Origin of the sequence: Rhodococcus sp. KRD175 (genome assembly GCF_017168275.1) — a bacterium.
In the GTDB taxonomy this organism is placed as follows: Bacteria; Actinomycetota; Actinomycetes; order Mycobacteriales; family Mycobacteriaceae; genus Rhodococcoides; species Rhodococcoides fascians.
On record NZ_JABFAQ010000001.1, the window covers coordinates 92,467 to 113,753 of the forward strand.

Consider the following 21,287-nt stretch of genomic DNA (forward strand, 5'->3'; position numbering starts at 1 on the left):
ACCATGAGCACAGCAACCACCCATTCGGCCAAGGAACACGCGCGGTCCCAGGCGACCCTTGCACCGGCCCCCACAGCACCGAAGGGCGTGTCGGAACTGACGTGGGCAGAATCGGTGCCCGGCGGCAGCTACACCACGAAGGTTCTGGCTCGCGGAACCCGCTTGCGCCTCGTCGACGTCGACGGCGCCGCCTGCGCCAACCTGCTGCTCTATCGCGTCGACGCACCGTGGGAGCGCCTCAACACCGCCGACACCGTCAAGGTTCCGTGGCAGGCGTACCTGAGCGCGGGCCACCCCCTGCTCTCCGATCAGGGCCGCGTGCTGGCGACCATCGTCGCCGACACCTCCGGTCACCACGACGCGCTGTGCGGTACCACGTCCACGGCGACGAACATCGCCAAATACGGAGTGAGCGCACCGCATTCGTCCGCTCCGGCCGGACGCGAGCTGTTCACCCTTGCCGCGGCCAAGCACGGACTCGAGCCGCGTGACGTCGGACCATCGCTGTCGTTCTTCCACGGCGTCACCGTCGACGCGGACGGGAGCCTCGTCAGCACCGGCTCGGCCGGACCGGGCTGCTCGGTGGATCTGCTCATCCACCTGCCGGTGATCGTATTGCTCGCCAACACCGCTCACCCACTGAACCCCAGTCCCGAGTACGACACGACGACACTCGACGTACTGGCCTGGCGCGCACCGGAAGAGCTGCTCACACTCGACAACACCGAGCCGGAATACCAGCGCGCAGTGCAGAACACCGAGAACGCATGGAAGGCAGCGCAATGACTACCAGCACAGTGAACACGGTGACAGTGAGAGACGAGATCGCTCCCGCGTTCGGCCCCTGGTCGGCAATCGTCGAGGCCGGTGACATCCTGACCATCGTCGACCTCTACGGCAATCAGGCCGTCGACACCCTGCTGTACGCCGCACACGACCACTCGCTCCGGTACTCCGCGGCCGCGACCGTCACCGCGCAACAGAACCTGTTCCTGACCACCGGAACCGTTCTCCGCAGCGATGATTCGACACCCCTGATGACGATCATCGACGATGAGGTCGGCAACCACGACACCGTCGGCGGTGCGTGCTCCAAGGAATCGAACACCCTGCGCTACGGCCATCACACCCAACACCAGCACGCTTGCGTCGAGAATTTCCTCATCGAGGGTTCCAAGTGGGGACTCGGCAAGCGAGATCTGGCCCCCAACATCAACTTCTTCATGAACGTCCCCGTCGACGCCGACGGCACCCTCGGCATCGTCGACGGTCTGTCGGCCCCCGGTAAGACGCTCTCGCTGCGCGCAGAGATCGACACCCTGGTGTTGGTCTCGAACTGCCCGCAGATCAACAACCCCTGCAACGGGTTCGACCCCACCGCAGTGCAGATGATCGTGACGCGATCATGACCGCTGTGAACAGTACGGCCGCCAAGATGACCGTGCAGCGGCCCGGCATGATCACGACCGTGCAGGACTGGCCGGGACGCGTCGGATATTGGAAGGTGGGCGTGCCGCCGTCGGGACCGATGGACGATCTGTCGTTCCGGCTCGGCAACACCGCGCTCGGCAATCCCGAGGGCGCACCCGGCCTCGAATCGACCATGGCCGGACCGGCATTGACGTTCGACGCCGACACCTACGTCTGCGTCACCGGTGCCGCAGTGCCGGTGCGCATCGACGGCCGACCGGCCCCGCAGTGGCGACCGGTTCTGGTACCTGCCGGAGCAACACTGGACGTGGGCACCACCACCGGACACGGTCTGCGGGTGTATGTCCTGATCCAGGGCGGCCTCGACGTCGACGACTACCTCGGCAGCGCAGCGACATTCACGCTCGGTAAGTTCGGCGGACATCGCGGCGGCATCCTGGGCGAGGGAGACATCATCGGACTGGCCGGCCGCTCCGACAACTCCGCCGTCCTCGGACCGATCCCGATGGAACACCTGCCGGTGCTGACGTCCAACTGGGACATCGCCGTCACCGAAGGCCCACACGGAGCACCCGAGTTCTTCACCCGCGACGACATCGACACCCTCTACGCCACCCGCTACGAGGTCCACTTCAACTCCGATCGCACCGGAGTCCGGCTGATCGGACCCAAGCCGCAGTGGGCTCGCGCCGACGGCGGCGAGGCCGGATTGCACCCGTCGAACATCCACGACAACGCCTACAGCGTCGGGGCATTGGACTTCACCGGCGACACCCCGATCCTGCTCGGCCCCGACGGCCCGAGTCTCGGCGGATTCGTCTGTCCTGTCACCGTTGTCGCGGCCGAACGCTGGAAGCTCGGCCAGCTTCGTCCCGGCGACACGATCCGATTCGTGCCGGTCCGGGCTGCAGCCACCGCGCCGCTGGGATCGCTCGGCCTCGCTCGGCGCGCATCACTGCCCGCAGTCTTCTCCGCCGGCGGCGACGGGGATGACGGCGTCATCGCTCGGCGCGACGCCGATACGTGCGTCACCTACCGGCGATCTGGGGACGACAACGTCCTGGTCGAATACGGCGACATGAAACTCGACCTCACCCTGCGAGCACGGGTACACGCGCTGCATCAGCGTGTCGAGGCCATCGCGCCCCGAGGCCTGCTGGATCTGACCCCCGGCATCCGCTCACTGCAGGTCAAGGTGAATCCCGATGTGCTGTCGATCGATTCGCTGATGGGACTGCTCGCCGAGGTCGAGGACGATCTGCCCGCAGCCTCGGAACTCGTGGTCCCCAGCCGCCAGGTTCGGCTCCCGCTCTCGTGGGACGACCCGTCGACCAGGGAAGCGATCCAGCGGTACATGCACGGCGTGCGTGCCGACGCCCCGTGGTGTCCCTGGAACATCGAGTTCATCCGGCGGATGAATGGACTCGATTCCGTCGCAGACGTTTTCGATACCGTTTTCGCGGCGGACTACATGGTGCTCGGGCTCGGTGACGTGTACCTCGGTGCCCCGGTGGCGACTCCGCTGGATCCGCGTCACCGCCTGGTGACGACGAAGTACAACCCGGCACGCACGTGGACGCCGGAGAATGCCGTCGGCATCGGCGGGGCATACCTGTGCATCTACGGCATGGAGGGCCCCGGCGGATACCAGTTCGTCGGCCGAACCACGCAGGTGTGGAACCACAGTGCCACGTACAGCGGAGGCCCGTTCGAGGAAGGAACCCCGTGGCTGTTGCGGTTCTTCGACCGAATCTCCTGGTACTCGGTCGAACCCGAGGAGCTGATGGACCTGCGCGCCGATCTGGCAGCAGGCCGAGGCGGTGGAGTCGAGATCACCGACGGTGAGTTCTCGCTCGCCGAGCACGAGAACTTCCTCGAGTCCAACGCCGAATCCATCGCGGAGTTCCGCGCGACTCAGGCCGTGGCCTTCGGGGCCGAGCGGGACGCGTGGTCGGCAGCCGGAGAATTCGACAAGAGAGGCAAGATCGATGCTGCCTGAGGTACGAGAACGAGTTCTGGAGGCCTACAAGCGAATCGCGGAGGTCGACCGACCCGAGGTGTGGATCACCTTGCGCGACGAGGACGACGTACTGGCCGAGGCGGTGGCGCTCGAACGCGCACTGGAGGCAGGTGCAGAGCTGCCGCTCGCCGGCGTGCTGGTTGCGGTCAAGGACAACATCGACGTCGCCGGTCTGCCCACTACCGCGGCGTGCCCCGAATTCGCCTACACACCAGCAGTCTCCGCCGTCGCCATCGAGCGACTGACGAGCCAGGGCGCACTGATACTCGCCAAGACCAACCTGGACCAATTCGCTACCGGACTGGTCGGCACCCGAAGCCCCTACGGAGCAGTGCGCTGCGCCTGGGACGCCACGCTGGTCTCGGGCGGATCCAGTTCCGGCTCGGCGGTGGCGGTGGCGCTGGGGATCGCGGACATCGGAATCGGCACCGACACAGCCGGATCCGGGCGAGTCCCCGCCGCGTTCCACGGCCTGGTGGGCATCAAGACCTCACTGGGGATCGTGCCGAACACCGGGGTAGTGCCCGCGTGCGCCGACTACGATTGCGTCACCGTGCTGGCTCACGACCTCGACAGTGCCGCGGCGGCCATGAAGGTGATGGCCGGCCCTACCGAGACCGATCCACGCAGCCGGGCCTGGCCCGCCGACGTACGACTGGCCGCCTCACCGGAACCCCGGGTCGCCGTTCCGCGTGCCGAAGATCTGGTATCGCTGAGCCCGGCATACCGTCGGGCATTCGAGGAGACGGTGGCAGGCCTGGCCGAGAAGGGCTTCACCCACGTCGAAGTCGATATCTCGGGGCTGCTCGATGCGGCCACACTGTTGTACGACGGAGCCATCGTGGCGCAGCGCTATTCGGCCGTCGGCCAATTTCTCGACACCGCGCCGGACGGTGCCGATCCCACGGTCGCGACCATCGTCCGCTCTGCAGCCGGCCCGTCCGCGCACCGGTACGTGGACGATCTGGGCACACTCACCCAGGCCAAGACGGCTGCCCGCGAACTGCTACGCGACGTCGACGGTCTGCTGCTGCCCACCACCACCGAACACCCGAGCATCGCTGCAGTGCAGGCAGATCCGGTCGGCATCAACCGACGCCTCGGCACGTTCACCAACTTCTGCAACCTGCTCGACATGGCTGCGGTGGCCGTCCCCGGTGCCCCGACGCCCGACGGCACTCCATTCGGAGTGATGTTCGTCGTGCCTGCGTTCGAGGATCAGATCGCCATCGACCTGGCTGCTCGGCTGAGCGAAGCGCCGTCACCCTCGTTGATCGACGACGGCATCGAGGTGCTGGCCGTAGGGGCACACCTGCGCGGGTTCCCGGTGCACAGCCAGCTGACCGATCGAGGCGCACGATTCAGCGGCGAGGTGACCACATCTGCGGACTACCGACTCGTGGATCTGCACACCACACCGCCCAAGCCCGGTCTGGTGCGGCGCGAAGGGGACGGCGCACCCATTGCCGGAGAGCTGTACCGGATGTCCGCTGCCGCGCTCGGCACTTTCCTCGCCGGGTTGCCCGCGCCGATGGGCCTCGGTCCGGTCGAGTTGTCGGACGGACGCTGGGTCACCGGGTTCTGCTGCGCCCACGACGCCGCCGAGAAGGGCACCGACATCACCGAATTCGGCGGGTGGCGCACGTACTGCTCACGCGGGAACAGGCCTGCTGCCGTCGGTGGCGACACGGACCGCCAGTAGCCCGAGCACGGTGCCCATGAGGTAGCGCTGCATCTTCAGCCAGGTGGGCCGGACGGCGAGGAATCGGGCGATCGATCCGGCCAACACCACGATCACCAGATTGACCGCTACCGCTACGGCGATCTGTACGCCGCCGAGCGTGAAGCCCTGCAGCAGAAGGCGGCCGGCCGCAGGATCGATGAATTGCGGAATGACGGAGATGTACATGATCGCGATCTTCGGGTTCAGCAGGTTGGTCACCAGACCCATCGTGAACAGTCGACGGTTCGAGTCCTGTTGCAGCGCAGTCGGCTCGAAAGCGGAGGCCGTTCCGCGTAGCGCCTGCACGGCAAGCCAACCGAGGTAGACCGCGCCGGCGAGCTTGACCGCGATGTACAACGCGGGCACGGCCGTGAACACCGCTGCCAGGCCGAGATTGGTGGCCGTCAGGTAGATCAGAAAGCCGACAGCCACACCTACGAGGGACACCATCCCCGCCCGCCTGCCTTGCGAAATGGTGCGCGAGACGAGGTAGATCATGTTGGGACCCGGTGTCAGAACCAACACGAGGGCGACTGCGAACACGCCGAATACTGCGGACCACGAGACCATACGGTCGACACTTCCCGATAGTCGAACGCCCGGGTAGAGCCAGTTACCTTCCCGTGGACACCTATTCGCTTCGTACGATCGAGGCAACCTCGTCACCGATGGCGGCCATGCCGGCGGCCGTCGGGTGCAGTGGCGCAGCGGGGTTCTCCGGGATGACGCCCTCGAAGTACCGCTGATCGACTGCCGCACAGACATCGTGGCCGACGCTGAGTGCCTCGGTGTCGACGAACTCGGCCCCGTGCTCCTCGGCCTGTGTCTTCAGCGCCTGGTTCATGGCGCTGATGCTGCTCTGGATGTAGTCGGCGTCCTCGGGGAGAACCGGCTGAGTGGGGAAGCAGCCACCGTCGGGGAGATACGTTCCGTATCCGACGACGAGGATCCGCGCGTCGGGCGCACGCTCGGCCACCGCGTCGAGCATCGCGCCCCAACCCGGAGCCTTGTCCGCGATGGCGGCGGCGACGGTGTCGACGCCGCCGGCGGTGAGCCGGTCCTTGCAGACGTTGCCTGTCGAGGAATTCGCGAACGTCAGGCAGCCCACCGCGGTCGAGACGAGCCCGATGTCGTTGCCACCGATCGTCACCGTGACCAGATCGGTCTCGGGCGTCACCGCGTCGAGTTGGACGGGCTGATCCCCGCTGGAGGTGCTCTGGGGCGTCGAGACGAGGTTCTCGGTCACGGCCCCGCCGCACGTGACGTCGACGAACGACGCGACCTCGAGCTGAGCCGCGACGACGTGCGGGTAGTTCGAGTCGGACTGCTCACAACCCGGTACGCCCACCTGCTCCGGGATACGTGGCCCCGACGCCGCCGAATCACCCAGCGCCACATAGTTCAGTGAGGCCGAGGCCGGGGCGTCCGGGACGTCGGCGTCGGGTGCACTGGGCGAAGAACACGCCGCCAGCAGACTCACGGCAACAGCAATCCCGACGTAGATCCCAGGGTTCCTCACAGGCTCGACGCTACCGCGGCCGGTAACCTCGACCGGGTTGTCCCACGAGTACGTCTACACATCGAAGGAAAGGAACATCGCATGATCACCAACTTCATCAACGCGATCCTGGCCGGCTTCGGCTCCATTTCTGCTGGTAGCAGCGGCTTCGAGCTGGCACCGGGAACGCTGCCCTTCGGACTGTAGGACCGGCAGTTCGCCATCCGTGCGGTGCCGACGGTTCGTCCGGCACCGCACGGGTACACCGCACACATGACTGATCCGAAGCACGACGAGAACCCTGCCCCCGACGCCGACAAGGACATGCAGTCCGACCCAGCTGCGGACGCAGACACCAACGACTGGTCCAGCGAGGGCGGGGCCATCGAAACCGGCCCGGCCACCGACGACGAGCGAACCGACGGCAGCTAGCCGAACAAGCGGCGAGGCGCTGACCGCACCGTCCGGACGTCACCGTCGGCCACGATGTGCTCCACCGCTTCTCCGCGCCCTCGCATCGACGGGTCGGCGGTGAAGTCCACTCGGGCGTCGCCGAGCCAGTCGATGCCTACGACGATCCCCACGGTTCCCTTGGGAATGCCGCTTCGCCAACGCACGCGTCCCAGATTTCTGACTGCGACGACCGTATCCCCGATTTCGAAATGCCCCATTGCGCCCCCAATTTGTTCCTGCCGATCAGTAGACCGCACCCGAACGGCCTGTTCAAGCGGTAGATCCGCGCTTACTACCACCGATGGCAACCGTCGGTTCGGCCGACGCGGGGACAAACAGGGCAGCTACCTCGTTTTGTCTGCGCGAGTCGGAGCAGCGGTATTTTCGCCTTCGACAAGTTGCTGTCCTGGCAATATTTCTTGCCAGCCATGCAATCCTGTCCGCACACTGCAGACATGACTTCAGACAACGCATACCCAGCCCCCGTCGAGAATGTCCCCGTCGACGCGATCATCGTCGGCGGCGGAGTCGCGGGGCTCAGCGCAGCCGTCGCTCTCGGACGCTCCCGCCGATCCGTGGCGATCGTCGACGCCGGCGATCCACGCAACGCTCCGGCCGCCCATTCCCACAACTACCTGACGCGCGACGGCGAATCTCCGCTCGAGCTCGTTCGACTCGGCCGTATCGAGGCCGAGCACTACGGCGTCCGCATCGTCGACGGCAGCGCGACCTCGGCTGCGCGGACCGACTCCGGGTTCGAGGTGTCCCTCGCCGACGGGACCGTCGTTCGAGGCCGTCGCCTCCTGGTCACCACCGGTCTCACCGACATTCTTCCCAGCATCCCCGGGCTCGCCGAGCGCTGGGGCCGCGACGTACTGCACTGCCCGTACTGCCACGGATGGGAAGTCCGAGACTGGGCGATCGGCATCATCGGCAGCGTCATGTCCGGACATCAGGCCCAGATGTGGCGTCAACTGTCCGAGAATGTCACCGTATTCACCCACACCGCAACGGAATTGAGCCCCGAGGAGCTGACGCGGATGCGCGCCCGCGGGATCGTCGTGGTCGAAGAAGAGATCACGCGAGTCGACGTCGAGAACGACGCCATCGTCGGCGTCACGTTGGCGAACGGCGTCGCCGTCGCGCTCGACGCCGTGGTCGTCGGCCCCAACTTCACTTCCCGCGCAGACGTTCTCGAGTCATTGGGACTCGAGACGACCGAGATGGTGATGAACGGTCACGTCTTGGGCACCCACATCGAGGCCGACCCGGTCGGCGCGACGTCCGTGCCGGGGGTGTGGGTGGCCGGCAACGTGGCGGCACCCATGGACACCGTCGTCGCGGCGTCGGCGGCAGGCGTGAAGGCCGGTGCCGCGATCAACGGTGACCTCATCGAGGAGGACGTACGGTTCGCCGTGGAACGGGCCGAAGCAATGGCCTCCTGACGTCGGACATCAGCTTCCCAGCGCGGTTGCCAATCCGCTCTCGATGGCGTCTTTGCGAACCCCGAGTTCGGCCAGGGTGGCATCCTCGTTCTCGAGCAGCGCCAACAGGATGTGCTCGGTGCCGATGTAGTTGTGCCCCAACCGAAGCGCTTCACGGAAGGTCAATTCCAGTGCCTTCTGGGCACCGGCGTCGAAGGGGATCAGCGCCGGCAGGGGATCGGCCGGTTCGGGCAGCGTCGCCGTCACCGCGGTACGGATCTGCCCATCGGTGAGCCCCTGCGCACCCAGTAGCTTCGCGGCGAAGCCCTCGGGCTCACCGAGCAGGCCGAGGATCAGATGGCCGGTGGTGATGTGATCGTTGCTCGTCGCCCGGGCCTCGTTCTGGGCCCCCACCACCACATTTCGTGCGCGTGGAGTGAAGCGCGAGAAGCCCTGACTGGCGTCGAGTTCGGCCGGGTCGTCGCCACCCTTGGCCACGAAGCGCTTCTGTACCGCCTGCTTGCTGACGCCCATGGACGCGCCGATGGCAGTCCAGGACGCACCGGACCGACGCGCTCGATCCACGAAGTGGCCGATCAGATGGTCGGCGATGTCGCCGAGCGCATCGGCGGCGATCACCGCGTCGGAGAGTTGATCGAGTGCGTCGGTGTGCACCTTCTCGATGGCGGCGATCAGGTCGTCGAGTCGGACTGGGTTGGTGATCTTCGTCGATTCGGTCATACGTCAACTCTAGGTTGACGCCAGTCCGTCGTCAACCCTCGGTTGACGACTCTGCGTCGAGGGTCGGTGGAGTCGAAGTTTGTTCGGGGTCAAATAGTGACCCTGATCACCGTTTTTGCTGGCAAAGACGTATATTCACCGATGAAGGCGTCAGCGGAGAAGGTGCGAGCGCCGCACAGCGAGGGGAAGTGGGGTCCTTCGATGAATGCGAAGGCCGCTGCGCCATTCGCCGTGCCATCGGTGCGGACCGCGTTCCTGGCTGCGGTGGCCGTCATCGCGGTGACGGTGTTCGTCCAGGGCAGTGCCGACGTGCGTGCCGGCGTTCTGGCCGTCGTCGCCGTGGGATCGGTCGTGGCGATCAGTGCGGCAATTCGTCGCTACCGCCCGACCGACGCCCGATGCTGGTGGGCTCTGTTCGGAGCCTCGGTGCTGTTCATGTTCGGAGTCTCGTTTCGCAGCGACCCGAACGCGCTGGATCGATCGTTCTCGCTGCTCCCGGATCTGTTCACTCTCACCGGGTACGCCCTGGTGGGATACGCCCTGTCTCGGTGGATCCGAGACCGCCGATCGATCGACGACATCACCCCACTAGTCGATGCAGGCCTGATTTTCCTCGGCACGCTGTTCCTGTCGTGGTTGCTGCTGATCTCTGCGGCCCTCGACCTGCCGCGTTCGTCCGTGTCGACGGTGGTGAACGGGATCTATCCGGCGATCGACGCGGCGCTGATCACGTTGACGACATATCTGCTCTTCTCCTCGAAACCCCGCTCCGCCGCGCTGTTCTGGGCGCTGCTCGCCCTGGTGGCGACGTTCGTCGGCGACGTGTCCTACGCCTTCGCGGCGACGACCGACGACGCTCCGTCCTCGGGGTTGCTCGACGGCATCTACCTGTTCGCGTACCTGTCGCTGGCGATGGCAGCGCTCGACCCGTCGATGCGCACGGTGTCGCACCGGCAGACCCCCGCACCCGCCCACAGCAGCCGTCGGGTGGTCTTCGTGGTGTTGATGTTGGTGGTCTGCGCGACCGTGCCGCTGCTCGGTTCGGCGGTCTCCACCGGCGACCTGATCGTCCGCTCGCTGTTGCTCGCCTCGATCCTGGTCGGTGCTTTCCTCCGCGGCGAACGCGCCCTGGCCCGAGTGCAGACCGGCGAAGAGCATGCCCGCTACCTCGCGGCACACGACCTGCTCACCGGACTGCCGAACCGCACGACGCTCGACGCGGAGTACGCCCGACACGAACGCGCTCAGCGACCCGGACGCACCTGCACTCTGTTCGTCGACCTCGACAACTTCAAGATGGTCAACGATTCGTACGGCCACCGCGTCGGAGACGAGTTGATCGTCGCCGCGGCACGTCGCATCCGCGCGGCCGTCGGTGCCGCCGACACCGTCGTTCGGTATGCCGGCGACGAGTTCGTGGTGCTCACCCGCCGCGACCGTTCCGGTTCGGAACTGTTGGCGCGCCGCATCATCGAGCGACTGAGCGAGCCGTTCCCGCTCAGTGCTGCCACCGCCTACGTCTCGGCCTCGGTGGGCATCGCCGACGCCGAACGACTGCACGACGCCATCCGCGAGGCCGACACCGCGATGTATCACGCGAAATCTCTCGGGGCGTCTCGCTACGCGTTCTTCGACGAGTCCTTGCGTGCGCGAGCAACATCGGCGATCGAGACCGCCACCGCACTTCGCGGCGCGATCCGGCGCGGAGAACTCGAGGTCTACTACCAACCGATCGTCGCGACGAAGTCCCGCAAGACCGTTGTCTACGAGGCGCTCGTGCGCTGGAACTGGCAGGGCCGAGTACGGACGCCGAACGAGTTCATCCCGATCGCCGAATCGACCAATCTCATCGAGGAGATCGGTGAGTGGGTACTGCGCACCGCGATCTCCGATCTGGTGACACTGCGCGCGAACGGGCAGGACGTCACCATGTCGGTCAACGTCTCGCCGATGCAGTTGCGCGACGACTCGCTGCCGGGCATCGTCCAACGGGTGCTCGATACCTTCGGCGTCGCCGGTGCGGACCTGGCGCTCGAGATCACCGAAAGTGTTCTGATCGACGACGTCGGCGCAGCGAAGACCGTGCTCGATCGGCTCGCCGCCATGGGCGTACTCATCGTCCTCGACGATTTCGGTATCGGCTACTCCTCGCTGAACCGGTTGCGCAAGATGCCGATTGCGCTGCTCAAGATCGACAAGTCCTTCGTCCACGAGATCGGCGTCTCCGATTCCGACGTCCAGCTGATTCGCGCCATCACCGCCATGGCGTCCGCGCTTTCCGTGACGACCGTCGCCGAGGGGGTCGAGACCGAGGAACAGGCCGCGATCATCGAGCAACTCGACTGCCGTTTCGCGCAGGGCTATCTGTACGGCAGGCCCGCCCCCATCGCGCATTGGCTTCTCGAATCCGCGCAGCAACGGTGACCACGGTGTTAGCGTCGAGCGGTGTCTGCAACCGGAATGCGCCCTGTTCGCTACACCGCCCTCGCCTGTGCTCTCCTGCTGGTGCCGCTCGTCGCGTGCAGCAGTAGCGACGACGCCGGTACCGACACCGCCGCGGCGGACAGATGCGTACTCGGTGCCAGTGGCGGCACCCCGGTAGGAAAGACCCCGAGCACCGGCTCGGGTGACATCTCCACCAATCCGGAAGTGGCGACCGGATATCGGTCGAGCATGACTCCGGTGGAGACGCCGTCGTACTCGGTCTCCACCGCCAACCCGGTCTCCACGGAGGCCGCATGCGAGGTATTACGCGACGGCGGCACCGCGGCCGACGCCCTCATCGTGGCGCAGACCGTGCTCGGGCTCGTCGAACCCCAGTCGTCGGGAATCGGCGGCGGCGCTTTTCTGATGTACTACGACGCCGCGTCGGGCGAGGTGCAGAGCTACGACGGCCGCGAGACCGCGCCGATGAGTGCCACCGGCGACTACCTGCGGTACATCGACGACGTCAACCGCACTGTGCCGCAACCCGATGCGCGGTCCAGTGGCCGATCGATCGGCGTGCCGGGTGTTGTGCGCATGCTCGAGCAGGCGCACGAGGATCACGGTGACAAGCCGTGGGGGGATCTGTTCCGACCCGCGATCGAGCTCGCCGACAACGGAATCGAGATCAGCCCGCGCATGGCCTCGTCCATCGCGGACTCGGCACCGAAGCTCGCACTCGACCCGGCGTCGAAGGACTACTTCCTGCAGCCCGACGGAACCGGTAAGCCTGCCGGCACGGTGCTGAACAATCCGGCGATGTCGAAGACGTTGTCCGCCATCGCAACCGACGGTGCCGATGCCTTCTACACCGGCGACATTGCCCAGGCGATCGTCGACGCGACAGCAGATACCACCGCCGGCCGTACCCCGGGGCAGATCACGGTGGACGACCTCGCCGGCTACGAGCCGAAGACCCGTACCGCAGTGTGCACGCCGTACCGCGATCACGACATCTGCGGAATGCCGGGGCCGTCCTCCGGCGGCATCGCGGTGGCGTCGACGATGGGCATTCTGTCGAACTTCGATCTGGCGCAGTACGCCCCGACGGACATGGACGCCAACGGCGGCAAGCCGACCGCCGAGGCCGTGCACCTGATCTCCGAGGCCGAGCGACTGGCGTACGCCGATCGCGACAAGTACGTCGCCGATCCGGATTTCGTACCCCTACCCGGCGGCTCGCCCGACACCCTGCTCGCCCCCGAGTACCTCAGCAGCAGAGCAGGACTGATCGACGAAGGCAAGTCGATGGGTACCGCGAAACCGGGCGACTTCGGACCGGTGCAGTTCGCCTCGTCCACCGATCCCGAGCACGGCACCAGCCACATCTCCATCGTCGACGGCGAGGGCAACGCAGCCTCGATGACGACGACCGTCGAGTCGGCTTTCGGCTCGTTCCACATGGTCGACGGCTTCCTGCTCAACAATCAGCTCACCGACTTCTCCGCCGCGCCGGTGGCCGAGGACGGAACTCCCATGGCCAACCGTGTCGAGCCAGGCAAGCGCCCGCGCAGTTCGATGGCCCCGACCCTGGTGTTCGACCGCGGCGACGACGGCACACGCGGAGATCTCGTTCTCGTCGCGGGCTCACCCGGCGGGTCGGTGATCATCCAGTTCGTCGTCAAAACACTCGTAGGACTGCTCGATTGGGGAATGGACCCGCAGCAGGCGGTGTCGATGGTCGACTTCGGAGCGGCCAACACCCCGTCCACCAACTACGGCGGCGAACATCCCAACGTGACTGGAGAGAACGATCCGGTCGTGAAGACGCTGCGCGAGAAGGGCCACCAGGTCTCGGTTGCCGACCAGTCGAGCGGGCTGAGCGCGCTGCAACGCACCGACGGTGGCTGGATCGGCGGAGCGGACCCACGCCGCGAAGGTGAGGTATTGGGTGGATAGGTGCGGGCGCGGGTAGCGCTCAGCTCACGAATCGATAGCCCATGCCGGTTTCGGTGATCAGATGCACCGGTGCCGCTGGGTCTCGTTCCAACTTCTGGCGTAGTTGGCCGAGATAGATTCGCAGATAATGCGTTTCGCGCTCGTGCCCGGGTCCCCACACGGTACGCAGAATCTCTTTCTGCGACACCAATTTCCCCTCGTTGCGGACGAGCAGTTCGAGGACGCCCCATTCGGTGCGCGTCAGGTGCACGTTCTCGCCTTGTCGAACAACGGTTTTGGCAGCGAGGTCGACCGTGAAGTCCGCGGTCTCGACGATGGGATCCGCCACCGATTGCGGACCGCGGCGCAGGGCCGCGCGCAGTCGCGCCAGCAGCTCGTCCATGCCGAACGGCTTGGTCACGAAGTCGTCCGCTCCGGCATCGAGCGCCTCGACGGTGTCGGCCGAGTCGGTGCGCGCCGAGAGCACCAGAATCGGCACATCGGTCCATCCGCGCAGACCTGCTATGACGTCGATACCGTCGATGTCGGGCAGACCGAGGTCCAGGATCACGATGTCCGGGTGGAAGTTCGCGGCCACCCGCAGTGCTTCCCCACCCGTAGCCGCGCTGACGACCTCGAATCCGCGGACGTTCAGATTGATCCGCAGCGCCCGCACGATCTGTGGTTCGTCGTCGACGACGAGCGCCCGTACCTTCACCTGCTCGCCGCCTTCAACTCGACCGTCATCGTCAGCCCTCCGCCGACGGTGTCCGACGCCGTGACGGTACCGCCCATGGCCCGCACGAATCCTCGCACCACCGACAGGCCGAGTCCGACGCCCACCGAGTTGTCACGGTCACCGAGGCGTTGGAACGCGTCGAACATGGTCGCTTCGGCCCCGACGGTGATGCCGGGGCCGTGATCGACGACGGAGATGGCGGCCATGTCACCGTGCACTGCGGCGCGCACGGTGATCTCGCCGGTGGGGGCGTAGCGGGCACTGTTGGCCACCAGGTTCGCGAGCACTCGTTCGAGCAGACCCGGATCGGCGAGCACTTCGACGTCGCCCACCTCGACCCGCACGCGCTCGTCGGCCCCTACCAGCGCGCCTGCCAGTACGTCGTCGACGAAGACGGGACGCAGACTGGGTTGCACCACACCGGCTTGCAGCCGCGAGGAGTCGAGCAGATTGGTCACCAATGCCGTCAACTGGTCGGCCGACTCGTCGATGGTGGCGAGCAGTTCGTCGGTGTCCTCGGGCGAGAACTGAACGTCGGTGCTGCGCAGCGACGACGAGGCTGCCTTGACCGCCGACAGCGGCGTCCGCAGATCGTGGCTGACGGCCGAGAGCAATGCTCGACGCAACGCGTCGGCCTCGGCCAGTGCGTTGGCGCGGCTGGCTTCCTCGGCCAAACGGGCTTGGCGCACCATGCCCGCGGCTTGGTTGGCGACGGCTGCGAGGACGCGGCGATCGTGGGCGCGGGTACGTTCGCCGACGAGCAGCAGCGTGAAATCGCCCGCGTCGATCTCGGTGTCGGCCCCGTTGCGATCGGTCGGCGGGTGTTCGCCCGAGCTGCCCACGATGGATCGGGACTGGTTGTCCCACAATGCTACGCCAGACTGGCGGTACGTCTCCCGTGCGCGCTCGAGCAGCGCGCCCAGATCGGCACCGCGAAGGACGGACCCCGCGAACAGGGTCAACAGTTCGGCCTCCTGCGTCGCCCGGCGTGCCTGACGCGTCCGCCGAGCAGCCGCATCCACCAGGGCCGCGACCGCGACAGCGACCAGCAGCAGTACGACGGTCACGACGAAGTTGTCCGGCTCGGCGATCGTCAGGCTGTATCTGGGTGTGGTGAAGAAATAGTTCAGCAGAAATCCTGCGATCAGCGCCGAGAGTGCCGCCGGTGCAACACCTCCCAACAGAGCCACACACAGCACCACCATGAAGAACAGGGCGCTCTCACCGCTGGAATCGAAGTCCGGACCGACCGTGCTCAGCACTGCAGCGGCCAAGCAAGGCACGAGAACCGCGGCCAGCCAGGCGATCACCCGTCGACGCCCCGAATCGACCTGCAGACTCCGCCGACGGGCCTGCTCGGCGTGAGTGACCATGTGCACGTCGATCTTTCCCGAGTTCTGCACCACGGCCGCGCCGATACCCTCGTCGAGAATACGGGCGGCGCGTGACCTTCTCGAGGTACCGATCACCAACTGCGTGGCGTTCACTCCGCGCGCGAAATCGAGCAGAGTGGTGGGCACGTCGTCCCCGACAACGCTGTGCACACTCGCACCGAGGCCGGCGGCGAGCTTGCGCACGGAACCCATCTGCGGTGCGGACACGCCCATGAGGCCGTCTCCGCGCACGATGTGCAGGACCATCAGTTCTGCACTCGACTTCGAGGCGATCCGACTCGCCCGCCGCAGCAGGGTTTCCGACTCGGGGCCGCCCGTCACCGCGACCACCACCCGCTCGCGCGCCTCCCAGGTGTCGGTGATGCGATTGTCCTTGCGGTACTTCACCAATGCGGCGTCGACCTGGTCGGCGATCCAGAGCAATGCGAGCTCACGCAGAGCCGTCAGGTTGCCGCCGCGGAAGTAGTTGCTCAGCGCGGCGTCTACTTTGTCGGCGGCGTAGACGTTGCCGTGCCGCAGCCTGCTCCGCAGCGCCTCGGGTGTGATGTCGACCAGCTCGACTTCGTCGGCGGCCCGAACCACGCTGTCGGGAACCGTCTCTCGCTGCGGAACACCGGTGATCTGCTGCACCACGTCGTTCAGAGACTCGAGGTGCTGCACGTTGAGGGTGGAGATGACATCGATGCCCGCGTCGAGCAGCACTTCGACGTCCTGCCACCGCTTGTCGTGGACGCTGCCCGGAGTGTTGGTGTGCGCCAGCTCGTCGACGAGCACCACCTCGGGGCGGCGCGTCAGGACCGCGTCGAGATCGAGTTCCTGCGCCGAGGCTCCTCGGTAACGGACGGTGGCCATCGGCAGAACTTCGATGCCCTCGAGTGCCTCGATGGTTCGCGCCCGACCGTGCGTTTCCACGACGGCCGCGACCACGTCACGTCCGCGATCCTGCAGCCGACGAGCTTCGCCGAGCATGGCGAAAGTCTTGCCGACGCCGGGCGCGGCACCGAGATAGATCCGCAGCTCACCCCTGTCCGCCACAGCCTGTCTCCTCACCCGGCCGGTATGCGTCCCGCAGTGCCAGGTTCAACTCCGGGACATTCACCGCTTCGGCACCGAGTACACCGTACTGCGGGCCGCGGGTGTACTCGTCGACCAGAGCCTCCACCTCGCTCACCGGCGCTCCGTTGACCTGCGCCACGCGGGCGACCTGGAGCGCCGCGTAGGCGGGACTGATATCGGGATCGATACCGGATCCGGAGCCGGTGACGGCGTCGGCCGGAATCGCGGACGGGTCGACGTTCTCCCGGGCGGCGATGGCGGCTCGACGCTGTTCGACGAACGACGCGAGTACCTCGCTCGACGGGCCCTGATTGGTCGGTAGTGCCGCGGCCGGATCACCGGGCGCGAACGCGTCGTCGTCCGATACCGAGCCCGTGACGCGGGTGTGGAAGAACGGATCCGGCTCTCCCGGAGCCACCTGCGGATCGACGCCGATCAGCGAGCTGCCGACGACGCAGCCCTGTGCGTCACGCAGCGGTGACCCCTCGGCGGAGTCGGTGCCGATGCGGCTGATGCCCCAGACCACAGCCGGATAGGCGATGCCGAGGATCACGGTGAGCGCCAGCAGCACTGCGAAGCCTGCAACGACCTGACGGAGAAATCCCTGTACGAAACGCATGGTCAGCCAATCCCTGGAATGAGTCGAACGAGGAGGTCTATGAGCCAGATACCGACGAACGGGCTGATGACCCCGCCGACGCCGTACACCAACAGATTTCGCCGCAGCAACGCTGCCGCTGACGCAGGCGTGTATCGAACCCCTTTGAGTGCCAACGGAATCAACGCGACGATGACGAGCGCGTTGAAGATCACCGCAGACAGGATGGCCGATTCCGGCGTCGCCAGGTGCATGATGTTGAGCCCGCCCAGCTGGGGATAGACGGTGGAGAACATCGCCGGCAGAATCGCGAAGTACTTCGCCAAATCGTTGGCCAACGAGAACGTCGTCAGTGCTCCTCGAGTGATGAGCAACTGCTTACCGATCTCGACGATTTCGATCAGTTTGGTCGGATCGGAATCGAGATCCACCATGTTGCCGGCTTCCTTGGCCGCCGAGGTGCCGGTGTTCATCGCCACGCCGACGTCGGCCTGCGCGAGAGCCGGGGCGTCGTTGGTGCCGTCGCCGGTCATCGCAACGAGCCTGCCGCCTTCCTGCTCCTGCCGGATGAGCGTGAGCTTGTCCTCGGGAGTGGCCTCGGCCAGGTAGTCGTCGACACCTGCCTCGGCAGCAATGGCTTTGGCGGTCAGCGGATTGTCACCGGTGACCATCACGGTTCGGATGCCCATGGCCCGCAGCTGAGCGAACCGTTCGGCAATGCCGGGTTTGACGACGTCCGAGAGTTCGACGACACCGAGAGCGCGAGCAGCAGAACCGGTTTCGCGTACCGCGACCACCAGCGGAGTGCCGCCGTTCTGCGCGATGTCGTGCACGGTGCCGTCCAGATCGGCCGTCCCGCCGCCGTCGCGAATCCAACTGTAGACCGAATCCGCTGCACCCTTGCGGATCTCCATGCCCGGTAGATCCAACCCGCTCATCCGAGTTTGCGCCGTGAACGCCACGAACTCGCCGCGCTCGGATTCGCCCTCTGCCGTGACGGAGTCGAAGTCGCGCTCGACCAGTTCGACGATGCTGCGTCCCTCGGGGGTGCCGTCGGCCAGCGACGACAGCCGAGCTGCGCGAGCCAATTCGGCGGCGTCGATGCCCGTCGCCGGATGCAGACCGGTGGCGCGGCGGTTACCGAAGGTGATGGTGCCGGTCTTGTCCATCAGCAGCGTGTCGATGTCGCCTGCCGCCTCCACTGCCCGGCCGGACATCGCCAGTACGTTGCGCTGCACGAGGCGGTCCATGCCTGCGATGCCGATGGCGGAGAGCAGCGCACCGATGGTCGTGGGGATCAGGCAGACGAGCAGGGCAATCAGCTGGATTGGATCCTGTTGCTGTCCCGCGTAATTGGACATCGGTCCGATGGCGACGACTGCGAACAGGAAGACGATGGTCAGCGACGCGAGCAGGATGTTCAGGGCGATCTCGTTCGGCGTCTTCTGCCGCGCCGCGCCCTCGACGAGGGCGATCATCCGATCCACGAACGTCTCGCCCTGCGCTGCAGTGATTTTCACGACGATCTCGTCGGACAGCACGATCGTGCCGCCGGTGACGGCCGACCGGTCACCTCCGGATTCACGGACCACGGGAGCCGACTCACCGGTGATGGCGGATTCGTCGACGGTTGCAATACCCTCGATGACGTCACCGTCGCCGGGAATGACCTCACCGGCCGAGACGACGACCTCGTCGCCGACCTTCAATTCGGCACCGGCCACCTCGGTGATCACGAACTCGGCACCCGACGCCGTGCGTCGTCGAGCAGTAGTGTCCTGCTTCACCTTTCGCAGGCTGGCTGCCTGCGCCTTGCCGCGGCCTTCGGCGACGGATTCGGCGAGGTTCGCGAACAGCACCGTGAACCACAGCCAGCCGGTGACGAACCAGGCGAATACCGACGGCTGAGCGATCGACAGGATCGTCGTGACGATCGAGCCGAGGAAGACGACGAACATGACCGGGTTGCGGGCCAGGTGGCGCGGATCGAGTTTGCGGAACGCGCCGGGTAGAGCGGTGTTCAGTGACAGGTTCATTGCATGGCCTCTGCTATGGGTCCGAGAGCAAGTGCGGGGAAGAAGGTGAGGGCCGCGACCAGGATGGAGGTACCGATCAGCAGCGTGCCGAACAACGGTCCATCGGTGGGCAGGGTGCCCGCGTTGGGCGCGCTGCGTTTGGTCGTCGCGAGCGAACCGGCCAGGGCCAATACGAAGGCGATCGGCAGAAAGCGGCCGAGCAGCATCGCGATACCGAGGGAGATCTGGAACCAGTCGCTCGTCACCGTCAGGCCGCCGAAAGCACTGCCGTTGTTGTTCGATGCCGATGCATAGGCGTAGAGCAACTCGGTGAATCCGTGAATGCCGGGGTTGCCCTGATAGCTCGTCGTCGATTCGAGTATCACCGTGATCGACGTGCCGACGAGCACGAGGATCGGCATCACGAGAACCGAGAGCGCGGCCATCGTGATGGCCCGTCGACCCAGCTTCTTGCCGAGGAATTCCGGAGTTCGGCCGACGAGCAGACCACCGACGAAGACGGCGATGACCGCGAGAACCAGCAATCCGTACAGACCGGTGCCGACGCCACCCGGCGCGATCTCGCCGAACAGCATGTTCAGCAACACCGCTCCGCCGCCCAGCGCAGACATACTGTCGTGGGCCGAATTGACTGCGCCGGTGGATGTTCCGGTCGTCGACACCGCGAACAGCGCAGAAGCCGGGATGCCGAAGCGAACTTCCTTGCCTTCCATCATCGCGCCCGCGGCCGTTGCTGCCACTCCACGGGTACCGGATTCGGCGAACAACGTCACCGCCAACAGCGTCGCCCACAGCGTCGCCATCACCGCCAGCAGCGTCAGACCCTGCTTGCGGTTGCCGATCATCGTGCCGAACGTACGAGTGAGGGCCACCGGGATCAGCAGCAACGAGATGATCTGCACGATGTTGGTCAGTGGTGTCGGGTTCTCGAACGGGTGCGCCGAGTTGGCCGCCAGAATGCCACCACCGTTGGTGCCGATCTCCTTGATAGCCTCCTGCGAGGCAACGGGCGCAAGCGCATTGGTGACCGTCTGCCCATCGAGACCGGTGGAGGTGAAGCCTGACGAGAACGACATCACGGTGCCCTGAGTCAGCATGATCACCGCGACGAGCACGGAGAGCGGCAGCAGAATACGGAGCGTCCCGCGCGTGAGGTCGACCCAGAAATTGCCGAGCTCACCGCCCGTCGACACCCGAACGAAGCCGCGCACGACGGCGATCGCCACCGCGAGACCGACTGCAGCAGAGACGAAGTTCTGTACCGCCAGCCCCAGCGGCTGCGTCAGATTCGACAGCGTGGTCTCGGGAACGTACGACTGCCAGTTGGTGTTGGTGACGAACGACGCCGCAGTGTTGAACGCCATCGCCGGACTCACCCCCGACAGGCCACCGTTCAGCGGGAGCACACCTTGAATTCGCTGCAGTACGAACAGGAATACGACCCCGGCGAACGAGAACCCGAGCAGGCTGGTGGAATAGCCGACCCAGGTCTGTTCCGACGACGAGTTCACCCGGGCCACCCGATAGAGCAGACTCTCGACGCGAGTGTCGTGGGTAGAACCGAACACCCGGGCCATGTAGTCACCGAGCGGCACGTACGCCGCCGCCAACACGACTATCACGATGCCGATCTGAAGACCGGCAAGCAGAGCAGGATTCATGGCGCCGTCAGAACCTCTCCGGATCGAGAAGAGCGACGAACAGGTAGACCGCGACGAACGCGGCCACCGTGAGACAGAGCAATTCGGTCATTGCTCGATCTTGAATCCCACCAGCGAACGAAAACGCGTTCCTTACGCTTTCCTACGCTCA

Annotated in this window: 18 protein-coding genes; 8 read left to right on the forward strand and 10 right to left on the reverse strand. The window is 66.0% G+C overall.

All coding sequences use genetic code 11. The annotated features are described in order from the left end of the window. Positions 1-3: 3 nt before the first annotated feature. From J1M81_RS00475 to atzF, 4 genes are read left to right on the forward strand one after another with little or no spacing between them, the layout of a single operon-like run. Positions 4-786, forward strand: a complete 783-nt coding sequence (locus tag J1M81_RS00475) for an urea amidolyase associated protein UAAP1 (protein WP_206497446.1) — start codon at positions 4-6, stop codon at positions 784-786. Then, complete coding sequence (locus J1M81_RS00480; RefSeq protein WP_094651324.1) at positions 783-1,409, forward strand: urea amidolyase associated protein UAAP2; 627 nt, start codon at positions 783-785, stop codon at positions 1,407-1,409. Before J1M81_RS00475 ends, J1M81_RS00480 begins: the two co-directional genes overlap by 4 nt. Then, positions 1,406-3,430 carry a 5-oxoprolinase/urea amidolyase family protein gene (locus J1M81_RS00485; RefSeq protein ID WP_206497447.1) on the forward strand — a complete coding sequence of 675 codons (2,025 nt, stop codon included), beginning with the start codon at positions 1,406-1,408 and terminating at the stop codon, positions 3,428-3,430. The genes J1M81_RS00480 and J1M81_RS00485 overlap by 4 nt, the downstream gene beginning before the upstream one ends. Beyond that, positions 3,420-5,153 (forward strand): allophanate hydrolase, encoded by a 1,734-nt coding sequence (atzF, locus tag J1M81_RS00490; RefSeq protein ID WP_206497448.1) that lies wholly within the window; start codon positions 3,420-3,422, stop codon positions 5,151-5,153. Before J1M81_RS00485 ends, atzF begins: the two co-directional genes overlap by 11 nt. Here atzF and J1M81_RS00495 read toward each other — a convergent pair. Further along, positions 5,103-5,744: a LysE family translocator gene (locus tag J1M81_RS00495; protein ID WP_206497449.1), complete on the reverse strand. Its 642-nt coding sequence runs from the start codon at positions 5,742-5,744 to the stop codon at positions 5,103-5,105. The two genes, atzF and J1M81_RS00495, sit on opposite strands and share 51 nt — an antisense overlap. A gap of 61 nt (positions 5,745-5,805) precedes the next feature. Continuing rightward, positions 5,806-6,693, reverse strand: a complete 888-nt coding sequence (locus J1M81_RS00500; RefSeq protein ID WP_206497450.1) for an SGNH/GDSL hydrolase family protein — start codon at positions 6,691-6,693, stop codon at positions 5,806-5,808. A gap of 252 nt (positions 6,694-6,945) precedes the next feature. On the opposite strand from J1M81_RS00500, the gene J1M81_RS00505 reads away from it, so the two are divergent. Further along, positions 6,946-7,104 carry a hypothetical protein gene (locus J1M81_RS00505; RefSeq protein ID WP_196249529.1) on the forward strand — a complete coding sequence of 53 codons (159 nt, stop codon included), beginning with the start codon at positions 6,946-6,948 and terminating at the stop codon, positions 7,102-7,104. Here J1M81_RS00505 and J1M81_RS00510 read toward each other — a convergent pair. Next, a complete protein-coding gene (locus J1M81_RS00510) occupies positions 7,101-7,289 on the reverse strand; it encodes a hypothetical protein (protein ID WP_230595184.1) in 189 nt (62 codons plus the stop codon). The genes J1M81_RS00505 and J1M81_RS00510 overlap by 4 nt on opposite strands. A gap of 291 nt (positions 7,290-7,580) precedes the next feature. On the opposite strand from J1M81_RS00510, the gene J1M81_RS00515 reads away from it, so the two are divergent. Further along, positions 7,581-8,570, forward strand: coding sequence for an NAD(P)/FAD-dependent oxidoreductase (locus tag J1M81_RS00515; protein ID WP_032401034.1), 990 nt, complete (start codon positions 7,581-7,583; stop codon positions 8,568-8,570). Between the two features lie 9 nt (positions 8,571-8,579). Here J1M81_RS00515 and J1M81_RS00520 read toward each other — a convergent pair whose 3' ends face one another. Next, entirely contained in the window at positions 8,580-9,290 is a 711-nt protein-coding gene (locus J1M81_RS00520; RefSeq protein WP_196249528.1) for a Clp protease N-terminal domain-containing protein, read from the reverse strand. Between the two features lie 201 nt (positions 9,291-9,491). Here J1M81_RS00520 and J1M81_RS00525 point away from each other — a divergent pair, with 201 nt between their 5' ends. Together J1M81_RS00525 and ggt are read left to right on the forward strand one after the other, a co-directional pair. After that, positions 9,492-11,714, forward strand: a complete 2,223-nt coding sequence (locus tag J1M81_RS00525) for a bifunctional diguanylate cyclase/phosphodiesterase (RefSeq protein WP_032373617.1) — start codon at positions 9,492-9,494, stop codon at positions 11,712-11,714. 36 nt (positions 11,715-11,750) lie between these two features. Next, a complete protein-coding gene (gene ggt, locus J1M81_RS00530) occupies positions 11,751-13,673 on the forward strand; it encodes a gamma-glutamyltransferase (RefSeq protein WP_206497459.1) in 1,923 nt (640 codons plus the stop codon). Positions 13,674-13,692: 19 nt separating this feature from the next. Here the strand turns inward: ggt and J1M81_RS00535 are convergent, their stop codons facing one another. Genes J1M81_RS00535 through J1M81_RS26970 form a run of 6 tightly spaced genes read right to left on the reverse strand, consistent with a single transcriptional unit; the run spans position 13,693 to position 21,227 of the window. Beyond that, positions 13,693-14,370, reverse strand: coding sequence for a response regulator (locus J1M81_RS00535; RefSeq protein ID WP_032367717.1), 678 nt, complete (start codon positions 14,368-14,370; stop codon positions 13,693-13,695). Further along, a complete protein-coding gene (locus J1M81_RS00540; protein WP_052053615.1) occupies positions 14,367-16,820 on the reverse strand; it encodes a sensor histidine kinase KdpD in 2,454 nt (817 codons plus the stop codon). Before J1M81_RS00540 ends, J1M81_RS00535 begins: the two co-directional genes overlap by 4 nt. Next, complete coding sequence (locus J1M81_RS00545) at positions 16,804-17,460, reverse strand: potassium-transporting ATPase subunit C (RefSeq protein ID WP_045841593.1); 657 nt, start codon at positions 17,458-17,460, stop codon at positions 16,804-16,806. The genes J1M81_RS00540 and J1M81_RS00545 overlap by 17 nt, the downstream gene beginning before the upstream one ends. 2 nt (positions 17,461-17,462) lie before the next feature. Continuing rightward, positions 17,463-19,475 carry a potassium-transporting ATPase subunit KdpB gene (kdpB, locus tag J1M81_RS00550; protein WP_032400980.1) on the reverse strand — a complete coding sequence of 671 codons (2,013 nt, stop codon included), beginning with the start codon at positions 19,473-19,475 and terminating at the stop codon, positions 17,463-17,465. Continuing rightward, on the reverse strand, positions 19,472-21,136 hold the full coding sequence (gene kdpA, locus J1M81_RS00555; RefSeq protein WP_206497451.1) for a potassium-transporting ATPase subunit KdpA: 1,665 nt from the start codon (positions 21,134-21,136) through the stop codon (positions 19,472-19,474). Before kdpA ends, kdpB begins: the two co-directional genes overlap by 4 nt. Positions 21,137-21,143: 7 nt before the next feature. Next, positions 21,144-21,227 carry a potassium-transporting ATPase subunit F gene (locus J1M81_RS26970; RefSeq protein WP_072691966.1) on the reverse strand — a complete coding sequence of 28 codons (84 nt, stop codon included), beginning with the start codon at positions 21,225-21,227 and terminating at the stop codon, positions 21,144-21,146. Between the last annotated feature and the right edge of the window lie 60 nt (positions 21,228-21,287).